The organism is Natronorubrum sediminis (assembly GCF_900108095.1).
Lineage (GTDB): Archaea > Halobacteriota > Halobacteria > Halobacteriales > Natrialbaceae > Natronorubrum > Natronorubrum sediminis.
The window spans coordinates 634,166-659,264 of record NZ_FNWL01000001.1; the positions used below are offsets into that span (position 1 = coordinate 634,166).

26 protein-coding genes, 1 tRNA gene and 1 pseudogene are annotated in these 25,099 nt (G+C 60.7%); 11 read left to right on the forward strand and 17 right to left on the reverse strand.

What is annotated here, in order from left to right:
* The first annotated feature begins 2 nt into the window (after window positions 1-2).
* The 4 genes and pseudogenes from queC to BLW62_RS19195 all read left to right on the forward strand — a co-directional run bounded on the left by queC (window position 3) and on the right by BLW62_RS19195 (window position 1,946).
* Window positions 3-746, forward strand: coding sequence for a 7-cyano-7-deazaguanine synthase QueC (gene queC, locus BLW62_RS03095; protein ID WP_090505018.1), 744 nt, complete (start codon window positions 3-5; stop codon window positions 744-746).
* A gap of 69 nt (window positions 747-815) precedes the next feature.
* Window positions 816-1,265 carry a hypothetical protein gene (locus tag BLW62_RS19185; protein WP_090505021.1) on the forward strand — a complete coding sequence of 150 codons (450 nt, stop codon included), beginning with the start codon at window positions 816-818 and terminating at the stop codon, window positions 1,263-1,265.
* 21 nt (window positions 1,266-1,286) lie between these two features.
* Window positions 1,287-1,463 (forward strand): annotated as a pseudogene (locus BLW62_RS19190) (histidine kinase dimerization/phospho-acceptor domain-containing protein); the annotation flags it as partial.
* On the forward strand, window positions 1,437-1,946 hold the full coding sequence (locus BLW62_RS19195) for a sensor histidine kinase (protein ID WP_394328159.1): 510 nt from the start codon (window positions 1,437-1,439) through the stop codon (window positions 1,944-1,946). The pseudogene BLW62_RS19190 and the gene BLW62_RS19195, both read left to right, overlap by 27 nt.
* A gap of 112 nt (window positions 1,947-2,058) precedes the next feature.
* Here the strand turns inward: BLW62_RS19195 and BLW62_RS03110 are convergent, their stop codons facing one another.
* The 6 genes from BLW62_RS03110 to BLW62_RS03140 form a co-directional block, all read right to left on the reverse strand.
* On the reverse strand, window positions 2,059-3,288 hold the full coding sequence (locus BLW62_RS03110; RefSeq protein WP_090505027.1) for an iron-containing alcohol dehydrogenase family protein: 1,230 nt from the start codon (window positions 3,286-3,288) through the stop codon (window positions 2,059-2,061).
* Between the two features lie 132 nt (window positions 3,289-3,420).
* Entirely contained in the window at window positions 3,421-4,062 is a 642-nt protein-coding gene (locus tag BLW62_RS03115; protein ID WP_090505030.1) for a 30S ribosomal protein S3ae, read from the reverse strand.
* Window positions 4,055-4,390: a KEOPS complex subunit Pcc1 gene (locus BLW62_RS03120; protein ID WP_090505033.1), complete on the reverse strand. Its 336-nt coding sequence runs from the start codon at window positions 4,388-4,390 to the stop codon at window positions 4,055-4,057. Before BLW62_RS03120 ends, BLW62_RS03115 begins: the two co-directional genes overlap by 8 nt.
* Complete coding sequence (locus BLW62_RS03125; RefSeq protein ID WP_090505036.1) at window positions 4,387-5,577, reverse strand: exonuclease; 1,191 nt, start codon at window positions 5,575-5,577, stop codon at window positions 4,387-4,389. Before BLW62_RS03125 ends, BLW62_RS03120 begins: the two co-directional genes overlap by 4 nt.
* Window positions 5,578-5,586: 9 nt before the next feature.
* Window positions 5,587-6,054, reverse strand: a complete 468-nt coding sequence (locus tag BLW62_RS03130) for a 30S ribosomal protein S15 (RefSeq protein ID WP_090505039.1) — start codon at window positions 6,052-6,054, stop codon at window positions 5,587-5,589.
* 478 nt (window positions 6,055-6,532) lie between these two features.
* Window positions 6,533-8,155 (reverse strand): long-chain-fatty-acid--CoA ligase, encoded by a 1,623-nt coding sequence (locus tag BLW62_RS03140; RefSeq protein ID WP_090505044.1) that lies wholly within the window; start codon window positions 8,153-8,155, stop codon window positions 6,533-6,535.
* 296 nt (window positions 8,156-8,451) lie between these two features.
* On the opposite strand from BLW62_RS03140, the gene BLW62_RS03145 reads away from it, so the two are divergent.
* The 3 genes from BLW62_RS03145 (at window position 8,452) to BLW62_RS03155 (ending at window position 10,378) form a co-directional block, all read left to right on the forward strand.
* Window positions 8,452-8,523: transfer RNA gene (locus tag BLW62_RS03145), tRNA-Ala, on the forward strand.
* A 533-nt stretch (window positions 8,524-9,056) separates the two neighbouring features.
* Complete coding sequence (locus BLW62_RS03150; RefSeq protein ID WP_090505047.1) at window positions 9,057-9,350, forward strand: DUF7845 domain-containing protein; 294 nt, start codon at window positions 9,057-9,059, stop codon at window positions 9,348-9,350.
* A 131-nt stretch (window positions 9,351-9,481) separates the two neighbouring features.
* Window positions 9,482-10,378: a DUF4397 domain-containing protein gene (locus BLW62_RS03155; protein ID WP_090505050.1), complete on the forward strand. Its 897-nt coding sequence runs from the start codon at window positions 9,482-9,484 to the stop codon at window positions 10,376-10,378.
* Between the two features lie 59 nt (window positions 10,379-10,437).
* Here the strand turns inward: BLW62_RS03155 and BLW62_RS03160 are convergent, their stop codons facing one another.
* From BLW62_RS03160 to BLW62_RS03170, 3 genes are all read right to left on the reverse strand, one after another.
* A complete protein-coding gene (locus BLW62_RS03160; protein WP_090505053.1) occupies window positions 10,438-11,574 on the reverse strand; it encodes a DUF1214 domain-containing protein in 1,137 nt (378 codons plus the stop codon).
* Window positions 11,575-11,887: 313 nt separating this feature from the next.
* Window positions 11,888-13,573, reverse strand: a complete 1,686-nt coding sequence (locus BLW62_RS03165) for a DUF1254 domain-containing protein (protein ID WP_245726655.1) — start codon at window positions 13,571-13,573, stop codon at window positions 11,888-11,890.
* A 273-nt stretch (window positions 13,574-13,846) separates the two neighbouring features.
* Window positions 13,847-15,286 (reverse strand): cryptochrome/photolyase family protein, encoded by a 1,440-nt coding sequence (locus tag BLW62_RS03170; RefSeq protein ID WP_090506395.1) that lies wholly within the window; start codon window positions 15,284-15,286, stop codon window positions 13,847-13,849.
* 498 nt (window positions 15,287-15,784) lie between these two features.
* Here BLW62_RS03170 and BLW62_RS03175 point away from each other — a divergent pair, with 498 nt between their 5' ends.
* On the forward strand, window positions 15,785-16,399 hold the full coding sequence (locus BLW62_RS03175; RefSeq protein ID WP_090505056.1) for a GAP family protein: 615 nt from the start codon (window positions 15,785-15,787) through the stop codon (window positions 16,397-16,399).
* A gap of 200 nt (window positions 16,400-16,599) precedes the next feature.
* Window positions 16,600-17,928, forward strand: a complete 1,329-nt coding sequence (locus BLW62_RS03180) for an amino acid ABC transporter substrate-binding protein (RefSeq protein WP_090506396.1) — start codon at window positions 16,600-16,602, stop codon at window positions 17,926-17,928.
* 184 nt (window positions 17,929-18,112) lie between these two features.
* Here the strand turns inward: BLW62_RS03180 and BLW62_RS18920 are convergent, their stop codons facing one another.
* Window positions 18,113-18,370: a hypothetical protein gene (locus BLW62_RS18920; RefSeq protein ID WP_245726656.1), complete on the reverse strand. Its 258-nt coding sequence runs from the start codon at window positions 18,368-18,370 to the stop codon at window positions 18,113-18,115.
* Between the two features lie 373 nt (window positions 18,371-18,743).
* On the opposite strand from BLW62_RS18920, the gene BLW62_RS03190 reads away from it, so the two are divergent.
* Window positions 18,744-19,778 carry a restriction endonuclease gene (locus tag BLW62_RS03190; protein WP_090505061.1) on the forward strand — a complete coding sequence of 345 codons (1,035 nt, stop codon included), beginning with the start codon at window positions 18,744-18,746 and terminating at the stop codon, window positions 19,776-19,778.
* Between the two features lie 184 nt (window positions 19,779-19,962).
* Here the strand turns inward: BLW62_RS03190 and BLW62_RS03195 are convergent, their stop codons facing one another.
* The 3 genes from BLW62_RS03195 to BLW62_RS03205 form a co-directional block, all read right to left on the reverse strand.
* Window positions 19,963-20,307, reverse strand: a complete 345-nt coding sequence (locus tag BLW62_RS03195; protein WP_090505067.1) for a hypothetical protein — start codon at window positions 20,305-20,307, stop codon at window positions 19,963-19,965.
* Window positions 20,304-20,831, reverse strand: a complete 528-nt coding sequence (locus tag BLW62_RS03200) for a hypothetical protein (protein ID WP_090505070.1) — start codon at window positions 20,829-20,831, stop codon at window positions 20,304-20,306. Before BLW62_RS03200 ends, BLW62_RS03195 begins: the two co-directional genes overlap by 4 nt.
* 119 nt (window positions 20,832-20,950) lie before the next feature.
* Window positions 20,951-21,337, reverse strand: coding sequence for a hypothetical protein (locus BLW62_RS03205; protein ID WP_090505073.1), 387 nt, complete (start codon window positions 21,335-21,337; stop codon window positions 20,951-20,953).
* Between the two features lie 1,078 nt (window positions 21,338-22,415).
* Between BLW62_RS03205 and BLW62_RS03215 the strand changes: the two genes are divergently transcribed.
* A complete protein-coding gene (locus BLW62_RS03215) occupies window positions 22,416-22,727 on the forward strand; it encodes a HalOD1 output domain-containing protein (RefSeq protein ID WP_090505080.1) in 312 nt (103 codons plus the stop codon).
* Between the two features lie 191 nt (window positions 22,728-22,918).
* On the opposite strand, the gene BLW62_RS03220 is transcribed toward BLW62_RS03215, so the two are convergent.
* From BLW62_RS03220 to surE, 4 genes are all read right to left on the reverse strand, one after another.
* Window positions 22,919-23,065, reverse strand: a complete 147-nt coding sequence (locus tag BLW62_RS03220) for a DUF1328 family protein (RefSeq protein ID WP_076578873.1) — start codon at window positions 23,063-23,065, stop codon at window positions 22,919-22,921.
* Between the two features lie 324 nt (window positions 23,066-23,389).
* The gene (locus BLW62_RS03230) at window positions 23,390-23,776 is read right to left on the reverse strand and encodes a helix-turn-helix transcriptional regulator (RefSeq protein ID WP_090505086.1); all 387 of its coding nucleotides are present in this window, start codon (window positions 23,774-23,776) and stop codon (window positions 23,390-23,392) included.
* Window positions 23,777-23,978: 202 nt separating this feature from the next.
* The gene (locus BLW62_RS03235) at window positions 23,979-24,209 is read right to left on the reverse strand and encodes an Rdx family protein (protein WP_090506397.1); all 231 of its coding nucleotides are present in this window, start codon (window positions 24,207-24,209) and stop codon (window positions 23,979-23,981) included.
* A gap of 65 nt (window positions 24,210-24,274) precedes the next feature.
* The gene (surE, locus tag BLW62_RS03240) at window positions 24,275-25,087 is read right to left on the reverse strand and encodes a 5'/3'-nucleotidase SurE (RefSeq protein WP_090505090.1); all 813 of its coding nucleotides are present in this window, start codon (window positions 25,085-25,087) and stop codon (window positions 24,275-24,277) included.
* Between the last annotated feature and the right edge of the window lie 12 nt (window positions 25,088-25,099).

Below are 25,099 nucleotides of genomic sequence, written 5' to 3' on the forward strand. Positions count from 1 at the left end.
CGATGACCAACCAACCAATCAACCGATCAACCGACCAACCGACCGACGAATCGACCGCAAAACGCGCCGTCGTCCTCCTTTCGGGAGGCATGGACAGCGCCACCGCCGCCGCCGTCGCTCGCGCCCGTGGCTACGACCTCTACGGGCTCCACACCTCCTACGGCCAGCAAACCGAAACGCGCGAACTCGAGTGCGCCCGTCGGCTCGCCGACGCGTTCGACCTCACGGATCTCTTGCGAATCGAAACGGGCCACCTCTCTGCGATCGGGAACTCGAGTCTCACCGACGACGAACTGGCCGTCGAAGACGCAGACCTAGAGAGCGACGAGATTCCATCGTCGTACGTTCCATTCCGGAACGCCAACCTGCTTGCGATGGCCGTCTCCTACGCGGAAGCCAACGACTGCGAGGCCGTCTTCATCGGCGCACACAGCGAGGACTTCGCCGGCTATCCCGACTGTCGCCCGGCGTTCTTCGAGGCGTTCGAGCAAGTAGTCGACGTCGGGACGAAACCGGAGACCGAGATTTCGATCGAAGCGCCGTTCGTCGAGTGGTCGAAAACCGACATCGCCGAGCGGGGTGACGACCTCGAGGTACCCTACGAGCATACCTGGAGTTGTTACCGCGAAGACGAGCCCGCCTGTGGCACCTGTGATTCCTGTGCGATTCGACTACAGGCGTTCCAGAACATCGGCGTTCGAGATCCGATCGAGTACGCCGAACGGCCGTCGTACGCAGAGAACTAGCAACGACTGGAACGTTTACTTAACGCCGTTCCCGAACGACTAATAGTTACTCTTTCTTCTACCTCGACGATGGATCACTGGAAACGAGTGCTCTCTGCAATCGGTCCGAGGACCGTTGTTATCGGTCTCGGCACGCTCTACATCGTTTCCAGTCTCGCCTGGGGCTCCGTTCGGATCCAGGGCGGAACGCCAGCCGGAAACGTGGTAGTCGTCTCCTCACTGATCTGTCTGCTCGGCATCACCCTCGTCTACGGTGGGTCGGCGTTGTCGAGAAGCGACATTCGACCCGAGTTCTATCCCGACGTCGCGGGCTGGACGCTCGTCGGATTCGGTGTAATGTTCGGCATGCTCGTCGTGTACAATAGCCAGCCAGCCGATAGCATTTCGAATCCGGCCCAAACGATCCTCTTTCTCACGTCGTTCAGTAGTCTCGCCGGATTCGGAGTCGGGATCTACGACGCACGAGCAAAGACGCGAGCAACCGAACTCGAGGAGACAGTCGCAAAGCTCGAAGCCTAGAACGAGCGACTCGAACAGTTCGCCTACGCCGCCTCCCACGACTTACAGGAGCCACTGCGAATGGTCTCGAGTTACCTACAGTTGATCGAGCGTCGATCCGACGACGAGCTTTCGGCGGAGAGTGAAGAATTTCTCACCTTCGCGGTCGACGGTGCCGAGCGAATGCGACGGATGATCGAGTCACTCCTCGAGTACTCCCGGGTCGAAACTCGAGACGAACCACTGTCGCGCGTGGAGTTAGACCAAGTCCTCGAGAGCGTCCTCGACGATTTGCACGGACCGCTCTCGGAGAGCAATGTCGAGGTCACCATGGACTCGCTACCGGCAGCCACCGGCAACGAACGGCAGTTGCGGCAGGTGTTCGAAAACCTGTTGACGAATGCGATCGAGTATGGCGGCTCCGGCCCGACGAGGGTACACGTCTCCGCCACACAAGACGGCCCCTGGTGGAACGTTACCGTCGAGGACGACGGAATCGGTATTGCGCCTGACGATCACGAACGTATCTTCGACGTGTTTCAGCGGCTTCATAGCCGTGAGGATCATCCAGGGGACGGAATTGGTCTAGCACTCTGTGAACGAATCGTCGAACGCCACGAGGGCCAGATCAGCGTCGAGTCCGAACTCGGCGAGGGGGCGACGTTCTCGATCACGCTGCCTGTAATCGATGCTGAGCGCTGAAACCCATCCACCATCCCTAATCCGTGTATCCCGAAATCGGCCCACAGCGACGCCCTTTCGAGCCGCCACCAACGATCGGATCCGAATCGTCGAGACTGTGTCCGTCGACTGCTCACCACGCTCGCTCGAGGATTCCTTCGATGTCGTCGACCGTCGCCTCGAGCCCCGGCGGCGTGTTCGCCATCAATCGGTCGGTTAGAATGTGGGTCGCAACGGCTTCGAACTCGTCGGGTTCGGGACCGTCAACGTTCTGCAGGCGTGCAGGGAGTCCGAGTGCGTCCCGAATTTCGGTGACTGCCTCGACGACTGCACTACCGTGATCCACCGCATTTTCGACGCCGAGTGCGGCTGCGAGCAGTTCCGTTCGAGCGTCGACGCCGTCCTGTTCAAAGAGATACTCGAGGACATGAGGCACGATGACGGCGTGCGCGGCACCTTGCTGAACGCTGTACGTGCGAGTGAGTCCGTGTCCGAATGCGTGGACGATCGAGAGCGTCGACCCATCGGCGCGAGAGATTCCGTACTGGACGAGGACGATTCCCTCGAGAAGGGTCTGATACGTATCGAGATCCTGGGCACCGTCACCGAATGCGCGTAGCCCGTCCTCGAGTTTCTCGAGACCGTGGCTGGCCGGGGCGTCGGTCACCGGCGTCGCGGCGGCCGAGTAGAGCGTCTCGATACCCTTGTCGAAGCCGTTCATCGCCGACCCGGCGAGGATAGACTCCGGCGTCGTCTCGAGCATCGTCGGGTCGTACACTGCGGCTGCAGGCATGAGTCCCGGATGTGAGATCCCGCCTTCGACCACGGTGTCGACCAATCCCGACTCGGGACCGGCAGTGACCCCCGCGCTCATCGAGAGGTCGGCCCCGGCGAGCGTCGTCGGGATGGCAACGATCGGCACCAGCCCCTCGTCCGGAACGGAGATCGTCTCCGTCCTGGCCAACTCGTCGGCAATTTCACCCGTCGGACGGTCGCTCGCCGCGAGGACGCTCGTCGCCTTCGCCACGTCGAGGCTACTCCCGCCACCGAGGCTCACGAGCACGTCCGCTCGCTCCGCCTCGAGGCGCTCGAGGGCGTCCGCGGCCGTTGCGAGGCGTTTTTTCGGTGTCGTTTCGTCGAAAACGCCCACCAATCGGTTACCGATTCCGTCGGTAACCGGGCCGATCACGTCCGGTGTCCTACCGACGGTCGAGCCACAGACGACGAGTGCGCGTTCGAAGCCGTTGGCCGCGAGTTCGTCCTCGAGGTCGTCGACACAGTTCGGGCCGAGTCGGATCGTCGATGGCTCGTACTCGAAGCGCGTCGTCGGCTCCCGCCCGCCGGCAGCGTCCACTGGAGTCATAGACGCTCGTTCGTGGGGAGCCGTGTTAAATGCGAACGAGTAGGAGGGGTGGAGATCTCACTCGAGGGGAGCGACAGCTCTCCGTCGCGTGATGTCTCCCACTAGAAAAAACGCCTCGCGTTCGGTCGTCCGTTAGTCGTCCGTGGCGACGTCTTCTTCGTCGACGTCGACCGCGGTCGCTTCCTCTTCGGCGACTTCCTCGGGTCGGGCCTCGAGGGTCGCCTTCTGAATTTCGACGCGGCGAAGCGGGTAGATCGTCTTAGCCTCGCCGTAGATGCCCGAGGAGAGTCGTCCCTCGACGACGCTGTCGATGAGTTCCTCGAACGTCCGCTCGGCGGCGGCCTCTTCGATCATGGCGACCATCTGTTCGCGGATGGCCTTCTCCTGGCTCGCGTCGGCCTTTTTCGTCGTGAAGGCGACGGGCTGGATCTGGACGCGGTAGTCGTCCGTCGTGAGGACGGTGACGTAGGCCTCGATCTTCGAGGCACCGCGACGGACCAGCGAACGCAGGTAGTCTCGGGTCAGCGAGTGCTCGATGAACTCCGTGTACGCCGAGTCGCTGCCGACGTCGGTGACCTTGAAGGTCAGCTTCGTGTTGTTCTCGCTGGCGTTGTTCGTCAACTCGCCGAGCGTCGTTTCGATGGTTCGGTCGTAGACTTGATCCGGTTCGTCAGCGGGTGTCTCACCGAGTTCCTGCCGGTCGAATTGCTCCGGTGCCAGGATGGTGTACCACCGCTTTTCCTGTTTTGCGCGTGAAACTGATCGTTCACTCATTGTTGGTAGTATCGTGTTCGTGTTCGGACGCGCACCCCGCGTCCATCGGTTGGTCGAACTGTTCCTCTCGAGTGGCGTTTGCGACGGTCATCGCGACCTCGAGATTGACCACGTAGTCGTCGACGTTCGAGTGGAGCCCACTGGTCGTCTCGCGTTCGATACGCGTGAGGACGGTGTCGTGGGTGTCGTCGGTGGCTGGCTCCTCGCTCGAGGACTCAGCGTCCGCCTCGACGACGGTCTCCATCTCGTCCGTGTTGCCCGGGCGGAGTGTCCGAGCGACGACGTCGGCGTCTTCGTGCGTCGTTCGAATAGTCGCGCGTCGACTCATCGTAACGCCCTCACGATTTCGATAATCGTCGACTGGTCCACGTCCGGGTCGTATCTGAGATAGCCACGGCGATTGGCGCTGTCGTAGGTGACGCCCGTCGCGTCCGCCTCCTCGAGGTCTCGCGTGATCGCCTCGAGCGTCGCGCCGAGCGGGTCGTCGCCGCGGGTGGCGATCGCCGCTTCGTCCTCGGCGACGACGAGTACGGTCGGCTCCGGCGAGCGAAACGAGACGGCGAGTCGAGCGACCGCTTCGACCGGCCCGTCGTCGATACCGAGGACGAACAGGCCGTCGTAGCGACCGGTCGACGCACCCTCGAGCGCCGTATGCGCACGTCGGCCGTATTCCCGCCAGGCGGCGAGTGCCGGCTCGTGTGCGTCGTGACCCATCGCGAGCGCAGCGCCCGTCCCCGGTTCGCTCCGGGCCGTCGCCTCGAGCACGTCGGCGTAGCCGCCGATGGTTTCAAAGGCGTGATCGGGCATCGCGTAGGGGCGAAGCGCTCGTTGAATCGTCTCCGCCGCAGCTTCGACCGCGCGGTCGTCGCCGACGACGTCGAGAGCGACGGCGGACCCGATCGCTCGGTAGTCGTCGGCGGCGAGCGATTCGGGGTCATCGAGGGGCACGTCGAGACTGTCGAGCGCGTCTCGCGTCGCGTCCGGGTCGCCCGACCACGGCGCGGCGACGTGCGTCGAGTAGGCGCACCCATCAACTGGGTCCATACTCGGCACCGCGAGTCCGGGTCGCCGTTCGACCAACTCGCGTTCGCGTGCCGCCTCGAGAATCCACTCGCTCTCGCCGGCTCCCGGCTCGACGCCCGCGGCCACGAGGCCGGCGAGTGCGAGGACGGGATCGGGCGACGTCTCGAGGTCGCGAACGACCTCCAGTGCGGCGAGCGTGGCTGGTCGATCGTCCGTCTCGAGTCGCGTCACGTCCGCATCGACGGCACCGACGGCGAGCGTGGTGTCGTCGGCTGTCGGGTCGCGGTCGCCGACGCGGTCGGTTCGATCCGCGACGGTTCGCCCGATGCTCACCTGATACGGCGTCTCGCGTGCGGCGAGTGCTCTCGCGAGGAGGCCACTCGCAGCGAGTGCGTCACCGTCGGCTCGCGCCACGAGGTGGACGAAGTTCGCACTCTCGAGTGCGCTCGCGGGGGCGGACGACGCGGTTTCGGATCGACCCTCTGTGGACATGTCGCTGTGTTACTCGTCGACGATCTCTTTCGCGAGGTCGAAGGTGTACTCGAAGTCGGCCTCGAGTTCGTCACCGCGGTAGTACTGAACGAGACGGCGAACCTTCGACTCGGTGTTCTGCAGAGCGCGTTTGTTCTGGTAGTCCTGCTGGTTCTCCTGGATGTGCTCGCGCAGGCGAACTGCGCGCTCCATCAGGTTGTAGAGATCCTCGGGAATCTCAGGCGTCGCGTCGTTCTCCTCGAGAATCGTCGTGAGCTTCTTCCCGGTTGCCAGTTTGACGTCGGGAATCGGCGTGCCCGTGACACCTTCGTCACGCAGCTTCATTCCGATCTGGCTCGGTTCGTAGCCCTGCTCTGCCAGTTCGACGACGCGAGATTCGATCTCCTCGGCGTCGACGTCGCTCCACTCCGGCGGTTCGTCTGCCGCTGGCTTGTCCGATCCGGACGAGCCTCGGCGGCGGGTATGCATTCGTGCCATTGGTGAGGATAGGAACCGCACTGACCGCTCGTGTATGAAACAGTCGACTCTCGACTGTCGGTGCACTTCCGCAATCTCGAGCCGTCCGAAAGAGTGGACGACACCGTCAGATTTGCGGCCGTGCGCTTCCCGTTGTGTCGTCTCTCTCGAACGGACTAAAGGGTTTCTAGACTGGAATCCTCGAATTCACGAACCTCCCGGATGGTCCTCGAGAGCAGACGATCCTCGAGCGTCGAGTACTGTCCCGCAAACACCACGAAGCCCCTTTCAGTCCCACCCGCGGTGACACGACCGGCCAGCCGGCACGGGTGGGACTGAAAGGGGCTGTCGGCCTCCGGGAAGACGGGCGACGCAAGCACCGCAGGACGGAGTCCGAGGAGCACAGCGAGCCCTTCGACTGGAGGCCGACAGGGGCTTTCGTAGTGTTCTCGAGTTCGGTGGTGACGAAATAGTGTGAGACGACCCGGCTGTCAATCGATCACTGTTGTCCTACGCGCGTCTCCTCCTCGTCCCAGTACTCCTCGCGGAGTTCGTACTTCTGGACCTTTCCCGTCGCAGTTTCGGGCAGGTCGTCGACGAAGTCGACGCTGGTTGGTTTCTTGTAACTCGCTAAGCGCTCGCCGACGAACTCGAGGAGGTCGTCCCTGAGGCGGTCCGCTTCGGCGTCGGCGTCGCTTCGCGGAACGACTACCGCTTTCGGAGTTTCTCCCCACTGCTCGCTGGGAACGGGGACGACGGCGGCCTTTCCGACATCCGGGTGGTCGTAGAGGACATCCTCGAGTTCGATGCTCGAGATGTTCTCGCCGCCGGAGATGATGATGTCCTTCTTGCGGTCCTGGATCGCGACCATGCCGTCGTCGTCGATGGTAGCGAGGTCGCCGGTGTGGAAGTAGCCCTCGAGGCGGTCGCTGAACGCTTCGTCGGTGATCGCTGGCTTGTTGAGATAGCGATCCATCACCTGATTTCCCCGGACGACGATTTCGCCGATGGTCTCGCCGTCGCGAGGGACGTCTTCGCCGTCCTCGTCGACGACACGGACGTCGGTACAGAGGGTCTGACTGCCTTGCTTGACTTTGAGCTCGCGGCCTCGCTCGGCGAGCCGACGCGGCGAGTTACTGGTCGCGATGATCGGCGCGGTCTCGGTCAACCCGTAGATGTGGATGATCCGCCAGCCGAACTCGTCCTCGACGGTCTCGATAGTGGCCGTCGCGGGCGCTGAACCGGCGGTCGCGATGCGCACGTCTCGGTCACCCGTCGTCTCGAGGTCGGGACGGTCGTCGGCGTGTTGGATCAGATTGTTGAGCACCGTCGGCGCGCCGCACATGAACGAGACATCGTACTCGCGCACTCGCTCGAAGACACCCGCGGCGTCGAACGTGCGCTGGCAGACGTGCGTGCCGCCCGTGCCCGTGATCGCGTAGGTGTGTCCCCAGCCGTTGCAGTGGAACATCGGCAGTGTCCAGAGGTAGGTGTCGTCGTCCCGAATCTCCATGTGCTGGTTGAGCACAAGTGCGTGCCAGTGTTCCGTCCGATGGGTTCGGACGACTCCCTTCGGATCGCCCGTCGTCCCCGAGGTGTAGTTGATGCTCGCGTCCTCGTCTTCGCTGATATCGGGACGCTCGGGCTCCGTCGCGGGCTGGCCCGCGAGGACGCCCTCGTAGTCCTCCCACTCACCGTCGGACGAGCCTTCGATCTGGTCAGCCTCGTAGCCGACGAACGTCGTCGCCGGAATCTCCTCGCGAATCGCCTCGATCTTCCCGGCGTAGTCGTAGTCCGCGATCACCGTCCCCGCCGCACAGTCCTCGAGAATGTAGGCGTACTCCTCTGGTTCGAGGCGGTAGTTCAACGGGACGAACACCGCGCCCAGCTTGTTCGTCGCGTACAGCGTCTCGATGAAGTAGTGCGTGTTCGGCGCGAGCAAGGCGACGCGGTCGCCCCGTTCGACGCCGCGCTCTTCGAGGGCGTGTGCGAGCTGATTCACTCGGTCGTCGACCTCTTCGTACGTGTACTCGGTGCCGTCGTGTGCGACGACGCCGGTGACGTCGCCGTAGTCGTCGACCGCGCGCTCGAGGAAGTCCATGGTGAGCATCTCCCGTTTCATCGTGTGTTCTGATAGCACCGTCCACGCTCTGCGTAAAATGGTTACCCCCCGACCGATAGTCGACTCGAGGAGTAGTGGTACCGAATGGTCAACAGCAAATCCGTGGCTAGCGGAACGGCCGACCCAGTCCCGGTATCAGGCGATACTCACACAGCCGCCTGGGATGGGTGTTGACTCACAAGCGCTGGAAGTGAGCAGGTCCTCGAGCGAACAGCGTCTGTGTGATGACTCGAGTACTGCCTCGAGTATTTCGAGGGGTTTATCTATTCCCCACGGAAATACTGCAATGCGAACGAGGGCTCGTAGATCAGAGGTAGATCACTCCCTTGGCATGGGAGAGGCCCCGGGTTCAAATCCCGGCGAGTCCACTTGTAATTAAAAGCCACGGAGAGGGTTCTCTACCGCAAGGTAGAACCTTCGAAACGGCTGGATTCGCCACTTTTGGGCTGAGAACTACTCCCTCACAGGATAGACTTCATCAGAAATCCAGACGCTGGTCAGCGCCTGCTGGCGGTTTTCTGAGGGAATCGAGGTGGGTAGCGTAATTCGACGCTCGAACGGCGTCGAACGCGCGCCACTGATCTGTGAGTTCTGCGGCTGCGAGATCGACTATCCCGAGAAGCGCTGCGCGGCGCTCGAGGATGGGAGGTGTCGGCCGTGACTCGAAAAGCAACCACGAGGGCCGTTCACTGTTCCAAGGCTACCTTGGCCCTTTGCGGCGCACTGCTTCGGTTTACGAATCCGATCACCAGCGACGCAAGAGTAGCGGTAGCGGGGGTAATCGGGCGTGCGTGACGACCACCTCGAGTGTGTTGAACCTGCTGTTGAGACGAGTCTCAGTGCGCCGCTCGAGACAGCCGCCGATCCCACGCGCCGGGGATGTACGGAGGAGGTGGTCTAAGTGGCCTCCCAGCAGTTCCTCGAGACCCAATACCACGAGTTCGACGCCTACCTCAATTTCGACGAGTACGGGCTGAAGCCGTACTACGGACTTACCACCTTTCGGAAAGCGCACGACTGGGTCAATAACGGAAAGCCGTCGACGACAGCCCAGATCCGAGAGGTAGACCTCGAGGACATCGGTGATCCCTTCGGGGCCGACGTCGATCAGGATGAGGCCACGTTCCGTCTCGGCGGATGTGGACGTGATTGGCAGCTCGAGGTTGCCGTACTCGACAGCGACGTCAGGGCGTGAACGTGTCCAGATTCTCTCATATCGGGTGGTTCGCTCGGAAAGCCCAACGCGTTCGATATCGAGGCTCGGAACTGCATCGGCCTATGCCTGCAAGTGGTTGCACTATTACCGATATCGCCGTCGATGACAGTATGACTGAAAATGGCGTGAGCCGACGGCAAATTATACAGACCGGCGGCGGCCTCGTGGTGGTTAGTGGCGTCGGAGGTACTACGGCCGCCTCGAGTGACGACGAACCGACCGACCAGCCAACCGATGCCGACTTCCAGACTCGAGTTGCACACCTCTCGCCCGACGCACCCAACGTCGACATCTATGTCGACGGAGAGCAGGTCCGCGAGGGGATCCCGTACGGGACGGTCACCGACTATCGCGACCTCCCGCCTGGCACGTACACGATTCAGGTCGTTCCCGCCGGTGAAGCCCCGGCCGAAGCAGTGCTCGAGGAGACCGTCGAGGTCGACGACGAGGACCCTACCGTCGACGGTCTCCTCGCAGTAATCGGCGAAGTGGCCGCCGAAAACCAGCCCCTCGAGGCGCTGTTTCTCGACGACGATAACAGCCCAGTCGATCCGGGTACCGCTCGCGTTCGCGTCCTCCACGCCTCACCCGATGCGCCCCCGGTGGACGTCGTTGCCGGTGAAAACGGGGACGCGCTGTTCGAGAACGTCGCGTTCGGTGAATCCGGCTACGTCGAAGTCCCGGACGGCGAGTATACGCTCGAGATCTATCCGGCGGGCGACCGAGAGGCCAGCGTCTTCGAAGTCGACGTTTCTCTCGCCGGCGGAACCGTCTACTCCGCGTTCGCGATTGGCTACCTCGAGCCAGAGAGGGCACCCGCGGATGAGCCGTTCGAGATCCTCCTCACGGAGGATTCCCTTCCGGACGAAGCGGACGTTGAGCCGGACGAAGCGGAAGCAAACGAAGACGAACCGGAGAAAGAGCCTGAAGAGGAGCCGAAAGAAGACGAACCAGAGAAAGACGAGAAAGACTGCAAGAAGGACGAGAAAGAGAAGAAGGCTAAGTAGATGAGCGAGGGTCGAGTCACGCCGATTCAGACGCTAGAACATCGATGGCTGCGTTCGCGTCACTCGACCGGCTGGGCTTCGGGGAACTGATAGCTCCCGTCGAGAATCTCCTCGCGGGGCTCGTAGAGCCGGACCGTGTAGTTCCACCCCTCCGGCGTGTAGATGAAGTTCGGCTGGTCGGGGTCACCACCGAAATGGATCGTGACGCTACCGTCGTCCGCGCGCTCTGCAGTCGCGTTGCTGACTGTGTAGGCGTCGAACTCGTTCTCCTCTAAATAAAAGTCGCTGTTGTAGACGGTGACCGACCAGAACCCGTCGACGGGGACGTCCTCGACGGTGAGTGTATGCGGCGTCGTGCCATCGTTCTGGGCAGGAATCCGTTGGAGGATGAACGCTGCTTCTGGCTCCGGAACGCCGGTCCACCCCGCCGTACTGGCGATGAAGAACTTCACGGGGTCGACCTCGTCGACGTCGCCAAACGCGCCCGAGTAATCGTCCAGTGTGAATCCGACTGGTATGAGCGCGGCTGTGAGTCGTTGGTACGATTGCTGATCCCAGTTAGGGATCTCGAACGAGCCAGCCGACGATTGGTTCACCTCGATCTCGTCCTGGAGTTGCCGGGCCTGTTCCAGATCGGCCGGGTCAGTCGGGTCGACGAACGTCCGGACCAGGACGCCAGCATACTGAGTGTCTACGAGCTCTCGTGTTATCGTGTACCCGCCGGGGTCAGTGGCGAAGTTCTTCACGTACTGGTCCTCGTCTTGAACGTTCATCGACATGTATCGGTCACCGCTGTCCGGCAGCGTGATGGTGACCGGCTCGGTCAGATCGAACACCCCGAGTGAGGCGATCACGTCACGGTTCTCCCCGACGACCAACTGATCTTCGATGGGGGTGACATTTCTGCGATGGTAGAACTGCCCGAACCCGCCCAAGTCGACGGTTGACTGGAACGCAACGTGACAGTTGGCACGAGGGTAGTTCTCCCACGTTACCGGGATCGATTCGTCAGCTGCTGACGACTGCTGGTCCGTCTGCTGGGTGTTCGCCTCCGAGGACTGTTGGCTGGCAGTGGCACTGCCACTGGCTAGCGCGAGTATTCCGGCGAGACCTGCCCCGCGAAGCGCGGTGCGGCGCGTCGCCCGCAGCGGTTCGAAGTCCGATTCTGCCGTCGTGTCTGGTGGTTCGTCGCTCATGGCTCGTGTCTTTCTGAGTGACCCACTGCAACGGTTGGGACCGACTCAGACAACCGCACACCAGCAATTCACATAAAGCAGTGACGATACGTGAGAATAATTTCAGGACATGATGGTGGTATTAGATTGACAACTAGCCCTGACTTCGCGATCGCCCCTCTGTACTTGTAGCGAGCGATCACAACAATCAGTTTGTGCTGCGGTCGAGCCGTCTATTCAGCAGATTCTGACCGAACTCCCGAGCCGCTGTCAAACCCGCATGCTGGATACAGAAAATGCACGGCAACGGTCTAGTCGAGGATGAAGGGAGAAGCTACCACTCCTCCGCAGGGACGACCTCGGGCATGTCGTAGGACCCGTCAACCACCGACCAACGGGGGCCGTAGAACCGCGCCGCGAAGCGCATGCCCCCTTCGGGGGCTGGCAGCCAGTTCGTCGCCTGCTCGGGATCGGCCGGTTCCTCCTGCTGTACGTAGATAACGAGTTCGTCACCGTCGGTGTCCAACAGCCCTTCTTCGAGCATGTAGCTATTGATACTGTACCGATCGAGTTCGTTCTCGACGAAGTAGCCCTGCGCGTCGTAGATCGGAATCTCCCAGAACTCGGTGACTGGCGGCATGTCCTCGAGGTCGAACGTGATGGTGTACTGGTTCGATCCGTCCAGTGGTTCGCCGTTCGCGTCGGTGAATTTGAACCCAGCGGCGTGAGACGCGGGCGAGTCGGGGCCTGCGAAACCAAAGTCGGCCATGGCGGCCCGGGTCAACCAGTCGGTTCTGAAGTCCCCCGTGTTCTGAAGAACGTTCCAGCCGTTCATATCGACCATGACGTCGCCGTTGGCCTCCACCGCGGCGGCTCTGACGCGCTCGAACCCGCTCTCGAACCCACTGGTCAGCGCCTCCTGGACGTCGGTTTCGAGACTGGACCAGTCGAACGCCAGTCCCGGGCCGATTCCGACCTGCTCCAGTCGCTCGAGCATCGCAGCCTCCTTGCGGGAGTCGTCGATGAGCGGCATGCTCGGGTCGTTCAGGACGAGATTGAGGAGGGTGAAGAAGTCCGCTGCGGTCTGATTTTCGACTTGCTGCTCTGTCAGCTCTGCCATTCGCGGGATCGTCTCGTAGTCACCGGGGATGACTGACTGGTCCGCCCACGGCACGCCCGAGCAGTCGTTTTCGAGCCACTCGCTGAGCGGGGTGATGGTCGTTTGCTCCTGCAGGTCGTTGATGTACGCGATTTCGGATTCATCCGTGGGATCGCGCAGCGCGTACCGGAGTTCGGTTAACAGAGTCTTCGTCCCTGTTTGGACGACGTCTGTTGCGGCGAAGTCGCCTGGAATCTCGCCCTCGTAGTCGTCCGGCAAGATAAGGTACGACCGCGCGTCAGTGCCGGTGAACTGATTTCCGGCGTAGAGGGGGTAGATCCCGTACTGGTTCATCAACTCCAGCGAGAAGTAGCGGTCGGTGACTTCGGGCATCTCGATGACGACGGGGTCGTCCTGTAGGTCGAGGACGCCCTGCCCGTACAGGGTGGTGGCGTTCGGACTGACCACAGCCGTGAAGTCGGCCGTTATCGGTCGGCCCTCGTTGGGATAGTACAACCGATTGATTCCCACGAAGACGTCGCTGTCCTCGTTCTGCGTGTAGTTGAAGCGCGTCACGTAGAAGATGACCTGCTGGAGTCCGTAGAGGTACGCGTCTTCTGCGATCGCTGCGACACTGGCATCCGTGTCGTTGCCATGGCTCGCTTCGGACTCTCGATCGGCAGCGACTGTCCGCGTCACCGTCGGTCCACCGAGTGTGAGTCCGCCTGCGATGATTCCCCCTCTCTGGAGGGCCTCGCGGCGTGTCAGCGTTCGGGTGCTGAACTGGTGCACTCCATCAACTGTCTCGTCTGAATCCGGGATTCCTTGGTGAGTATTCGTCCCGCGAAGCGCGGTTCGACGCGGTGACCGCAGCAGTTTGACGTCTAATTCTGGCGTCGTGTGATCTGTTTTTTTGCTCATGACTCGTGCCTCTCCGAGTGGCCTATAGTGGTTGGGACCGGCTCACATATTCGCACTCCAGTATCCCATATAATACAGCGGCGATACTCGAGAAGAAATTCATGATGTGGTGAAAGTGTTAGATTAATCATATATCTACATCCTCGATCGACTATCTGTACCTGTTCTGTTCGGCCTGACGTTGGAGTTTCGTCGGTTCGGTATCTCTGCCCCATGAAAACCAGCCACACCGTGTCCTCGTACTCTTGACGGGGCACGCGAGAAGCGGCGCCGTCAGCCGTCGCCGCGCGCGGCCTCGAACGCCTCGACTGCGCGGTCGTGATGCTCGCCGTACTCGACAATGGGGGCGGGATAGTCGGGCGCAACGACGGCGCGTTTCTCGTCATCTAGCATAGGCCACTCGTGGATGGCGTCGGTCGGCGCGTCCCGGAGTTCGGGGACGTGTTCCCTGACGTACTCGCCGTCCGGGTCGTACTTCTCCGACTGGGTCACGGGGTCGAAGAAGTGGAAGTACGGCTGGGCGTGTATTCCCGTCGAGGCAGCCCACTGCCAGCCGCCAGCGGCGTGAGCGGTGTCGTGGTCCACAAGCTTTCGACGGTACCAGTCGTACCCCTTGCGCCAGTCTATCAGCAGGTCCTTCGTGAGGAACGAGCCGGCCACCATCCGGACGCGATTGTGAACCCACGCCTCGTCGCGCAACTGTCGCATCCCGGCGTCGACGAACGGATATCCCGTCTCGCCGTCCTTCCACGCCTGAAGCCCCTCCGGATCGTCACGCCACTGGATTTCGTTCGGGTACTCGCGGTAGTTCTCGGTAACGACGTCGGGACGCGCGTCGAGGATGTGCGCGTGGAACTCCCGCCAGGCAAGCCGTCGCCGGAACGTCTCGACCGACTCCCGGGCGTCTCCGTCGCTGGCAGTGGCCGCCGCGTCCTCAGTGGCTTTCCAAACCGTCCGGACGCCGACTGTCCCGAACTTCAGGTGCGGCGAGAGGCGCGAGGTCGACTCCCGGGCGGGGAACTCGCGGTCGTCCCCGTAGCGGTAGATAGTGTCCTCGCGGAAGTCGGCGAGGAGGTCGTGGGCGATGTCGGTGCCCGCAGGCTGCACGTCGGCTTCAGGTTCGTTGAAACCCAGGTCGGCGAGTGACGGTAGCGGGCCGGCGGCACCGGAGGCCTCGTCGAGCCACTCCTCGCCGAGGCGATCGCGGGGGTCGACGACGGCACCGCGAACCGGCGCGGCGACGGGGGCGGCCTTCTCCTGGTTGCGCCACTCTCGCCAGAAGTCTGAAAAGACGGAGTAGTGGCTCCCGTCATTCGTCGTGATGTGCTCTGGTTCGTGGAGGAGAGTGCCGCCGAACCGCTCAACGCCGACGCTGACGCCAGTGTCAGCGAGTGCCGCCGCGACCGCACGGTCGCGTTCGCTCGCCAGTCCGGAGTAGTCTCGGTTCCAAGTGACGGCATCGGCGTCGCAAGCCGCGGCGAGGGCGGGAAGCGCCGCCCTTGGATTGCCGCGGGCGAGGAGCAGTTCGCCGCCCTGATCGCGGTACTGCTCGCGCAATGAGTCGAGCGCATCGAGCAGGAACGACACCACGGGCGGCGCGCCGTGGGTGAGTATCGCGGGATCGTGAACGAACACCGGGAGTAGGCGGTCGTCACCCGCCAGTCCCGGGTTGTCGGTCACACGAAGGTCGCGGCGGTGCCAGTGGAGTCGCATACCGACGTCTTGGCGGGCGCTGGCGCGGCCCATCGCGAGCAATCCGGCGAGGCCCGCCCCGCGAAGTGCGGCGCGGCGGGTTGCTCGTAGCGGTTCGAAGTCCGATCCTCCCGGTGTGTCTGGTGGTTCGTTGCTCATAGCTCATACCTCTCTGAGTGGCTCACAGCAGTGATTAGGACCGACTCACACGTTCGTACTCCAGCGTTCCATATAATACAGTGATAAGATTCGAGAATAGTTTCACGACACGATGATAGTGGTAGATGGGTGACCATCTCTGAGTTCTCGATTGTCTATCTGTACTTGTAGCAACACCCTCTTTCTCAAGAGCGGGGTATAATGTCGGTGGAAAGTGTATTCGATCGAAGGTTGCATGGGTACAGTTGACAACTACCGATACTCGAACCGTGGTGTTCCAATCGATGTCAGCCATAGCCGTGAGCCGAAACTCTCGAGTGTCGACGGACAGGCCGCGATCATGCGTGTACTCCTCGAACGATGAACTTCCTGGTGATTCTCCCGCTGGTATTCGTCATGATCGGTGGGCCGCAAATCCTCAGCGCCATCTTTCTGGCCACGAGCGAGGACTGGCGGCGGAATTCGGCTGCGTTCGTCTTCGGTGCCTCCCTTTCGATCAGTCTCGTCGTCACGCTCGCGTATTATTTCGGCAGTGGCGTTCGTCAGGGCGGGTCGAACCGCATGCTGCAACTGCTCGTGCTCGTTGTTCTCCTCGCCGCGATGGTGCACGTCTACCTGAAGCGCGAGCAATCGGAGCCGCCGACGTGGATGGGCAAACTCGAGAGCGCGAATCCGAAGTTCTCGTTTCAACTCGGATTTCTATTGATGGGATTCTTTCCGACCGACGTGCTTACGTCGATCACCGTCGGAACCTATCTCGCGAGTCACGGTGATCCGCTGTGGTACGCTACCGGATTCGTCTTACTGACCCTGCTGTTCCTGGCCCTTCCATCGCTTTCCCTGGTTATGATCGGCGATCGTGCGGAGACGCTCCTTCCGAAGGTTCGCACATGGATGAACACACATTCGTGGATCGTAAGCGAAATTGTGATTCTCATCTTCGTCGCGATCACGATCAATAACATCGTCGGGTGACTCTCTATCGAAGAGGATAGTGGCGTTGGAGACGCCACGAGCAGGCGGTGCTTCCGGGTACCGTGTACACGATAGCGACCGTCGCGGTCAGCACTGAGACGGTACTGTCGACGTTCCTTGAGTACAGGTTCAGGTCGATGAAACTCGCGCTAACCGCCGGAAAGCTACTTTGCGAACTTTGTTGGGAGTTTGAGTGGAAGATGTCGCGAAGATCAAACGCCAGTGGACAGGAGCGGCGGAGCACGAATCGTCGACGGTTTTTGAAAGCGACCGGGGGAGCAAGCGTTGCCGGCCTTGCAGGCTGTCTGAGTGGCAAGTCGACGGTAACCGCCACCACCCCCGAGGCTGACGATAGCAGCGACGAAGACAACGGGGGTGACGAGATGCCGACGGACACGATCACGCTTGGCGGCTCGATGAGCCTCTCCGGCAACCTCTCCGACCTCGGACGGCTGTATGCGGACGCGTACGAATTGACCATAGAACGCATCAACAACGCTGGCGGCGTCGACGCGGGCGACGAGACCACCTACGAGCTCGAGCTGGTCCTGCGAGACGACGAGAGCGACCCCTCGAGGAGCGAAGCCATCTACCAGGACCTCGTCGACCAGGAGGGGATCGACTACCTGGTGGGGCCGTACTCGAGTGGAATTACACTGCCAGCCAGTGACGTCGCGGCGAATGCCGAGCGGCCGATGGTTGCGGGTGGTGGCGCTAGCACACAGATAATCGAGCGCGACAACGAGTGGATTTTCAGCCTGTTACCGACCGCCGACACGTACGCCACCACGAGTATCGAGATGGCGATGGCGCAGCCGGATCCACCGTCCTCGGCAGCGATCCTGGCCAAAGCGGATCCGTTCAACCAGGATGTTGCGGAGGGCGCACGCGGAAACCTGCAGTCGGCGGGAGTCGACGTCGTCGTCGACGAGATGATCCCGGATGAGACGACCGACATCTCGACGTATCTCGCGCTCGTCGAGGATACCGACGCGGACCTTCTCCTCCTGTGCGGCTATCAGGACGACGTGGTGATCGCGGCCGACCAACTGGCGACCGAGAACGTGGACGTCGACATGGCGTGGGCGCCGGGTGGCAACCTCACTGACTCGTTCAGGGAACAGACCGGAGCGAACGCTGACTACTGGTACGGGCCGTCGCCGTGGGTACCTACCGTCGACTCCGCGGACGACGTCTTTGGATCCACGAGCGAGTTTCTCTCGGCCATCGAGAGCGGATATGAATACGAACCCACATACCACAGCGCAGCCGCCAGCGCCGTCGTCCAGACGTTCCAGCGTGCGTTCATGGCCGTCGACGAGCTGACGCCAAGGACCGTGCGTGACGCCATCCGCGAGACTCAGTTTGAGAGCCTCTACGGGGCCGTTCAGTTCGACGAAGACGGCACCATCCCGAGAGAGATGGTCGTCAATCAGTGGCAGCCGGACACAGGCAGGCAACTCGTGTGGCCAGAGGAGATCAGCGAAGCCGATCCTATCTACCCGGCACCGACCTGGGATGAGCGATAGGACGTACCAGTGACTGATGTCCAGGTAGTTTTTGCAGTCGGGATCGCACTCGTCGCAGCCCTCCTCCTCGGAGAACTGGTCGAGCGTGCCGGCGAGTCCACTATTCTGCGGCGCAATTCACAAGCTTGTGAGCCTCGCCAATTATCGTCGTGGCACTACCACGACATTCGTAAATGGGAACGTATCACTCATCTCCCTCGTTTTTTCGACCTCGAGAATAGATCCAGACGGCGATAATGGCACAGGTTGCGACCACTCTCGAGACGTCGTTGGTCGGCGTCGCTGGATCGACGAGTGTGGCACTGATGGCGGCGAGACCGATTAGAACGACGAGCGGAAACAATACTTTCTCGCCGGTCGTCAGACCGTGCCAGAACGATGGTGTCTCCGTCAGTGCTCGAGTTGGCTCAATTTCGGGCTGTGGGTCACAGTCCGTGCACACCACAGGATCACCATTCAGTTCCTCATATCGAGAGGGCTGTAGACGCAACCCTCGGTTGCACTGATCGCAGACGGTGTGAATCAGACAATCAGCGCAGAACGGATCGGCCCCATATCGCCGAAAAAACTCCGTGTCGACCTCGAGTGAGCGCTCACAACAGGTGCACTCGACCTGTGCGATACTCATAGCCTGCCATTGAAGTGACGGTATGCGGAAATTACCTGTTTACTTGTACGTCTGTTCTCGTGGCACTTCGCTAAATCTAACCGCAGACAAAATGCACAGTATACCTCAAATCACAACAGCTCCGTAACTGTCTCGAGGACTTTCCAGAGGAGAACACATAACTCGACACGACACGCTAGCGGTTCGTATGAAACGGTTGCTCCGCTACGTCTTTTATCGCGAGTTCTACCGGCAACTTCGAGATTTGACTCGAGGAACGAACTCGAGTGACGAGTCGAAACAGACCGACGGTACCACCCAACCCGTCGGTCAATCCTCGCCAGCCACTCCGTCCTCTGACACCGAGGTCCCCTTCGAGGACGGTCCAGTCGAGAGTCCCGAACAGCTCCAGGCCGTGCTTCAGCAGATGGATCCCTACGACTTCGAGCATTTCGTGGCCGACCTCTGGGCGAAGATGGGGTGGCAGACTGAAGTCTCGTCGGAAGCTGCCGACCAGGGGGTCGACGTCGTCGCCACCAAAACGACGCCCTACGACCAGACGACGCTCATTCAGGCGAAACGCTACGGCCCGAACACGACCGTCGGCTCGCCGGAAATTCAGCAGTACGCGAGCCTCAAAAATCAGTACGACGGCGTCGACAAGGTCGTCGTCGTTACGACCAACGAATTCACCGCCCAGGGGCGAGAGTTGGCCCAGCGGCTCAACGTCAAACTCGTCGACGGCAGTGATCTCGTCGACTTGCTCGGCGAGAACGAGGCTGCCGAGTTGGTCGCAGAGTACCTTGAGTTCGTCTCATTGAACGACGACAAGTCGGCGACTCGAGAAGCGTCAAAAGCGCACACAGATCGATCCGAGCCACGGGCCAATCCTGGACACGAGCACCCCACCGCTCGCGCTTCGCCTTCCCCGTCGTTCGTCCCCGAAACTCGCTGGCGAACGGTCATCGGGGCGGCGACGCTCGGGTGGATCGTTTCGGTCGTCTTTCTCAACGTCCTCCCTGCCGGTATCGGCGGGTTACTCGTGCTCGGTTCGTGGGTTGCACTACCGATAGCGCTCTACCAGGACAGCAAGGCGCTCAGTCCACACACCGACTGGCCGACGTACACGTGGCTCTACGTGCTCGTCTCGCTCTTTTGGATCGTCGCCATCGTCCCCGGCGTCGTCTACCTCTGGCGACGACGAAAACTCGAGCAACGAGAGGACGCGATTTCGACAGACTAGACCTCCTGAGTCGCCCAACGACAGGACGCTCGGAACGGGGCGTAACTCGGCTCGCAGGTTCGTCACGAGCAGTGTGTGAACCGTTTCAGCTGTTACTATAACCATCGTTTACCGTCGGTGAGTAGTTCGTCTTGTCGCCGAGTAGCTTCGAGTAATAGAGTAGAGTGACTGTTCCGAATCATACTCACTTCTTTTTGTTTCGCTGATGCTCTCGCAACTGTTCCTCGAGTGAGCCGCCATCCCACCCTCTCCGAGGTTCGTTTTGGGTCACAGACCGACGAGTTCCTCCGGACGGACCCGAATAGAACCCGATGCCACCGATTACCGTTGCAAACGTCCCCAGTCCCAGCAAGACGAACTTGCTCGAGTTCACCGATTCGTACTCGGTTTCGACACAGTCCTGTCCGGGACCGAAGGGGTCGTCGTAACAACTGGTAGATGTTTCAGTACTCGTCGTCGGGATGACGAGTCCGAGCAGAAGCATGAGCAGCCCAAGTGCCAGGAGAATTCGGCCAGTCCGCCGGTTCATGTTGCTACCACGAAATAATATCCCAACACGGCGAGTGGGACTACTGCGAACAAGAAGAACAAGGGAAACGCCGCAAGCGCAACGAGACTCCCAAAGACCACCAATGCGATCATCACCCACCCAGCCAACGTCGTACCGGACGCCTGCTGCTCGAGCGAGTACACCTCCTTCGTTTGCACGCCAATTTCGTCGAGCAGTACCTCGAGGACGTGTTCGATTTCGTGACCTCGAAACGTCTCCAGACTTTGGATGAACTGGGATTTGTATGCTTCAGGTCTCGAAGTGATGTTCATCGCGACCTCCCGTTCGGCAATAACTGAAATCATCGTTCGGTCGTCGTCCGATTGCTGTTCTGGGATTTCGACGCGGATTACCTCACCGTAGCTAACGAAACTTCCACCTGTCCGACCGGTAACCCGAATTCCATCGTCGAAGTACGTTTCGATGCTCCCCACCATTTCAAACGCGGCTTTCACGAGCGTTCTAGCCTCGTCTCGTGAGTAGTCTAGCACCAACGTCGTCATCTACTTTTCAGAATGCAAGACAGGCTATATAGACCTGTTGGCTTTCCTGACATAATTGGAAAACTATCCAACAAGACACTCCGTGATAGTAAACGCATTCTCTAGCGAGATTACTTCGTTCACTCTCGAGCGCGTTCCGCTCGCTCCTCGGCTACCTCGATCTTCTCGTCTAGCTTCTTCAGAACGACGTACTTGAAGTCGTCCGGCATCTGGCCGTAGTCGATATCGACGGTAAGCATCGCGTCGCAGTCGTCGACGATTTCGGGGGCCCACTTGCCCTGGGCGAGTTTCGATTCGTCGGTGACGACGGCTTCGCCGTCTTCGACGTCGATAAACGCCGTCACGGTGTTCCAGATATTCGGGTTGCTGGTCGTCGCCTCGTCGAACAGTCCGTCGAGTCGTCCGACTTTGATCGGTTCGTTCGCCGCCTCCTCTCGGAGGTCCTCGAGTCCCTCGATCAGTTCCTCGTACTCCTCGGCGGGGCGGTCGGTATCGTCGAGGATCATCGACACCACCTCGAGTCGGTGCGTAGACGCATTACTAGAGGACCGCAGGGCTGGCGTACTAAGGCTTCCGTCCTTCGTTGTCGTCGAGATTCGAGGAGAAACGAGACGACAGAAGTAACACGGAAGTGACGGGCACGGGGCTATCCAGTAACCAATCGTCCCGAGTGTGAATCGTGATCGACTGAGAACGAACGTGAGTGGAATTGGATACTCGTCACTTCATCTCGGTGTCTGTCGGCGACTCAGTGTCTGTCGGCGACTCGGTGTCTGCGGGTGAGTCGATGTCCGTCGGGGACGCGGTATTCGTCGGTGAGTCGGCGTCGGATGGAGATTCGGTATCGAGTGATGATTCGTCGTCGACGAGTTCGAAGGACTCTTCGCCACAAGAACATCCTTGTTGGCCGATGATTCGGATATCACCGTTTGGCCACTGTCGGGCTGCATACACTGAGTTACACGCACTACATGCGGCAAGCACACGTGATACGTCGTCGTTGTGCGCCATTGCTACGCTGTTGGATAGAAGAGGACCAGAATGAATGTTTCTATTTGGAAAACTATTGCCATAAGAGTAGAAGACGAAACGCCGTCTGCGAATTCCCAATGAATCGAATGATTATGTATCGAGGTTCCTCAGCACGTTTATCTGCCGAGGAGGGTATGGGTCTGTGATCGTAACGAAAACCGATACAATTCTGCCCCCCATATAAGTCTACCCCCGGTAAATTGTGTCAGGGACGACGTACTCGTTTACAAGCGAGGAATCGACTCCCTGTAGTGACTACTTAGTTAATATTGGTCCGATAGTCGACGTTTCTGTAACGATGACCAGTCAGTTTCTGGGCTGTGGGCGTGGAGTCGGGTACGCGGGGGTGGACGTGCCACGACGGCCCGTCTCACGACAGCAACCGACAGTATGCCCTCCAGAGCGTTTACAGCCCTACGAGTGGTTGATGATGGTCACTCGAGTCCGATCGACGGAACGCGACGTCGCCGCAATCGAGTGGGGAGGTTGGGGACTCGACGGCCTGGCGAATCGAGAGGACGAACGGCGAGTATCGATTGGAGGTGTCTGCCGATGACGTCGCATGCGCGTCGACATGGTGGCTCACTGGACCACGAGGAACAGATTATCATCGACATCGTCGAGGCACTCGCCGAGGCCGACCGACTCGAATTAGAGGAGGTCGAATACACCCTCTACGAGTACATCAACCCGACGATATTGAGCGAACTGGCGGCCTGTGACACCGGAACGTGGACGTTTCGATTCGACGTTGCCGATCACGAAGTGACGGTCACGAGTGATGGCCGACTGTTCGTCGATGGCGTCCTCTGTCGAACCGATCTCTCGCTCGAGCGCCAGTCGTCGACCTGTGCGTACAGCTAGCTCGAGTCCCGACGTCGATCTACCGTGTTGGAGGCCGTCAGCTAGCTATCGGTTTAGCTGAGAGGGGACTCACTGACCGCCGAACAGTGCACGCTACTCCGACCGCTGTGACCGACCGACCGGCTACGTCGACCCTGATTGCCGTGTCCAGAGTGCAGCGTCGATCGTTCGCTCCCTCGCCCACTCGAGTGCTACAGCAGCAGCGAGATGATGGCGAGGACGAGGAAGATCAGGACGAGCCACTTTGCGATGGACATACTCAACCCAGCGACGCCACCGGCACCGAGTGCACCGGCGATGAGCGCGATTACGAAGAACAACAGTGCGAGTTCTAACATACCGTTATCGTGGTTTGTTCGATAGAAATGAATTGGGCCTTAATACGCCGGAGTGGGGGTGCATCGATTGCCCACATCGATTCAACCCCGTCCTTGGACCGTGGAACCTGTCGATATGCATACCTCTTCGTTCGGCAAATCGACCGAGACTCCCGACTGGGATTTGTCTCCGCGACCTGAGATACGCGAGTTGTCTCCGAGACGAGAACACTGCTCGCGCTCGCTCGAGACACTTCACCAAGGGAGCCAGTCAGCGCAATCGCTACTCGAGTCGGAGAAACGAATCGTACTCTCGACGGTCTCGCGTACGTATTGACGGCCGACTCACTCGTTGAGGTGTGAGCGATAGCCTTTCGGTTCGAAACCACGCCGACAGACGACTCGCTTGCGGCCGACGGTGATCGCACTGACCTGGCCGTCGTCTTCCATGGTGTCGATGACCTCCTCGAGGTAGGTGTCGTCCCACCCGGTCTCCTGAAGGACGGTCGATCGGTCGACGCGACCGCCGCGTTTGACGAGCAACCTGAGGACTTTATCCTCGTCTGGAAGGTCGTGTTCGTCGACGCCGTATTCGATCTCCTCCGCGTAACTCAGTGTTTCGTCGCTCGAATCGTCCGATTCGTCTGCTGTGGAGTTATCGTCTCCCGATTGCCCGGCCGAGGTGCCCGACCAGACCGACGAAAGACGTGTCCAGAGTGTTTTGAATACCATTGTCGATCACCAGCGGTGAAATTTCTCGCAGTGTGTGCGCGCATTTGCCTCGTGTTCCTGTCCCATTTCTTACTACTCCCGATCGCGGCTCAGTATGGTATGACTATCGTAATGCTACCGTCGTCGAATAGCGACGACCTTGCGACCCGCAAGTCAGTTATCACATTCCCGAAGCGATTCCGATGGCCCTCTCGGACTCGAGTCATAGTCGATCACGCACCCGACGAACGATTTCGTCGACATCGTATGCGCTCTCGCTCTTTTCGTAGACGAGTTCGTCGTCGACGCGGACTGCCAAGATCCCGTTCGCACCGGTCCGCAGCGTCACCGACTCGAGTTGCTCGCCGAACGTCGATAACAGCGCGTGTTGGAGCGCTTCGGCACGCTCGAGGAAGCCACAGGAGACGCAGTATTCGATCTCGACGCTCGTCATACGTGTCGCTTCACCATCCCGATACATATCAGTTCGGTAGTGGGTGCCTTCTGCACATCGAACCGTTACTGTCGGCGCGCCGGTGACCCAACGGATTCGTGATACGTTTCCGCGAGTGCGCTGAGCACGTCGTGGTGGTTCGTCGAGTGTGGGGCGGTCAACGGCGAGATACTGATACGGCCCTCGGCGACGGCTCGACGGTCTGTCCCCTCTGGATCCGGAATCGTCTCGGGGTCCATGGACTCCCAGATACGGTCTTTCATGTGAATCCGACCGCCGTCGCGGTCGGCGTCCATCTCGTAGCGTTTCGACGGATCGGTGATCTCGACCGCGGCAGGGTCGCCGTCGGCAACGGGCACGTTGACGTTGAGATAGGCCGCGTGGTCGAAGACGCCGGCCTCGAGTGCGTGCTCGGCCAGATACGTCGTGATTCGGGTGGCTTCCGCGTACGCGTCTGGCTCGAGGTCGACCTCGCCGAGGGGCGTGTCGTCGATGGGGACGTACATCGAGGTCGCGATAGCGGGGACGTCGAAGAAGGCAGCTTCGACGGCGGCGCTGATCGTTCCCGACCGACCCAGGACGTACTCGCCGAGGTTCGCTCCTTTGTTACAGCCCGCGACGACCAGATCGGGATCGGGGCAGAGGTCGGCCATTCCCGCGACGACGCAGTCGGCGGGCGTTCCGTGGACCGCGTACCCGAGTTCGCGCTCGTCGACGTCGACCTCGTGAGAGATCGATCGTCCGCAGGCACTCTGGTCCGTCGCCGGGGCGACGACCGTCACGTCTGCGATAGCCCCCAGGGCGTCGTGGAGCGCCTGGATCCCCGTGCTGTCGATCCCGTCGTCGTTCGTCAACAGGATCTCGAGGGAGTCGCTCATACCACTCGAGTT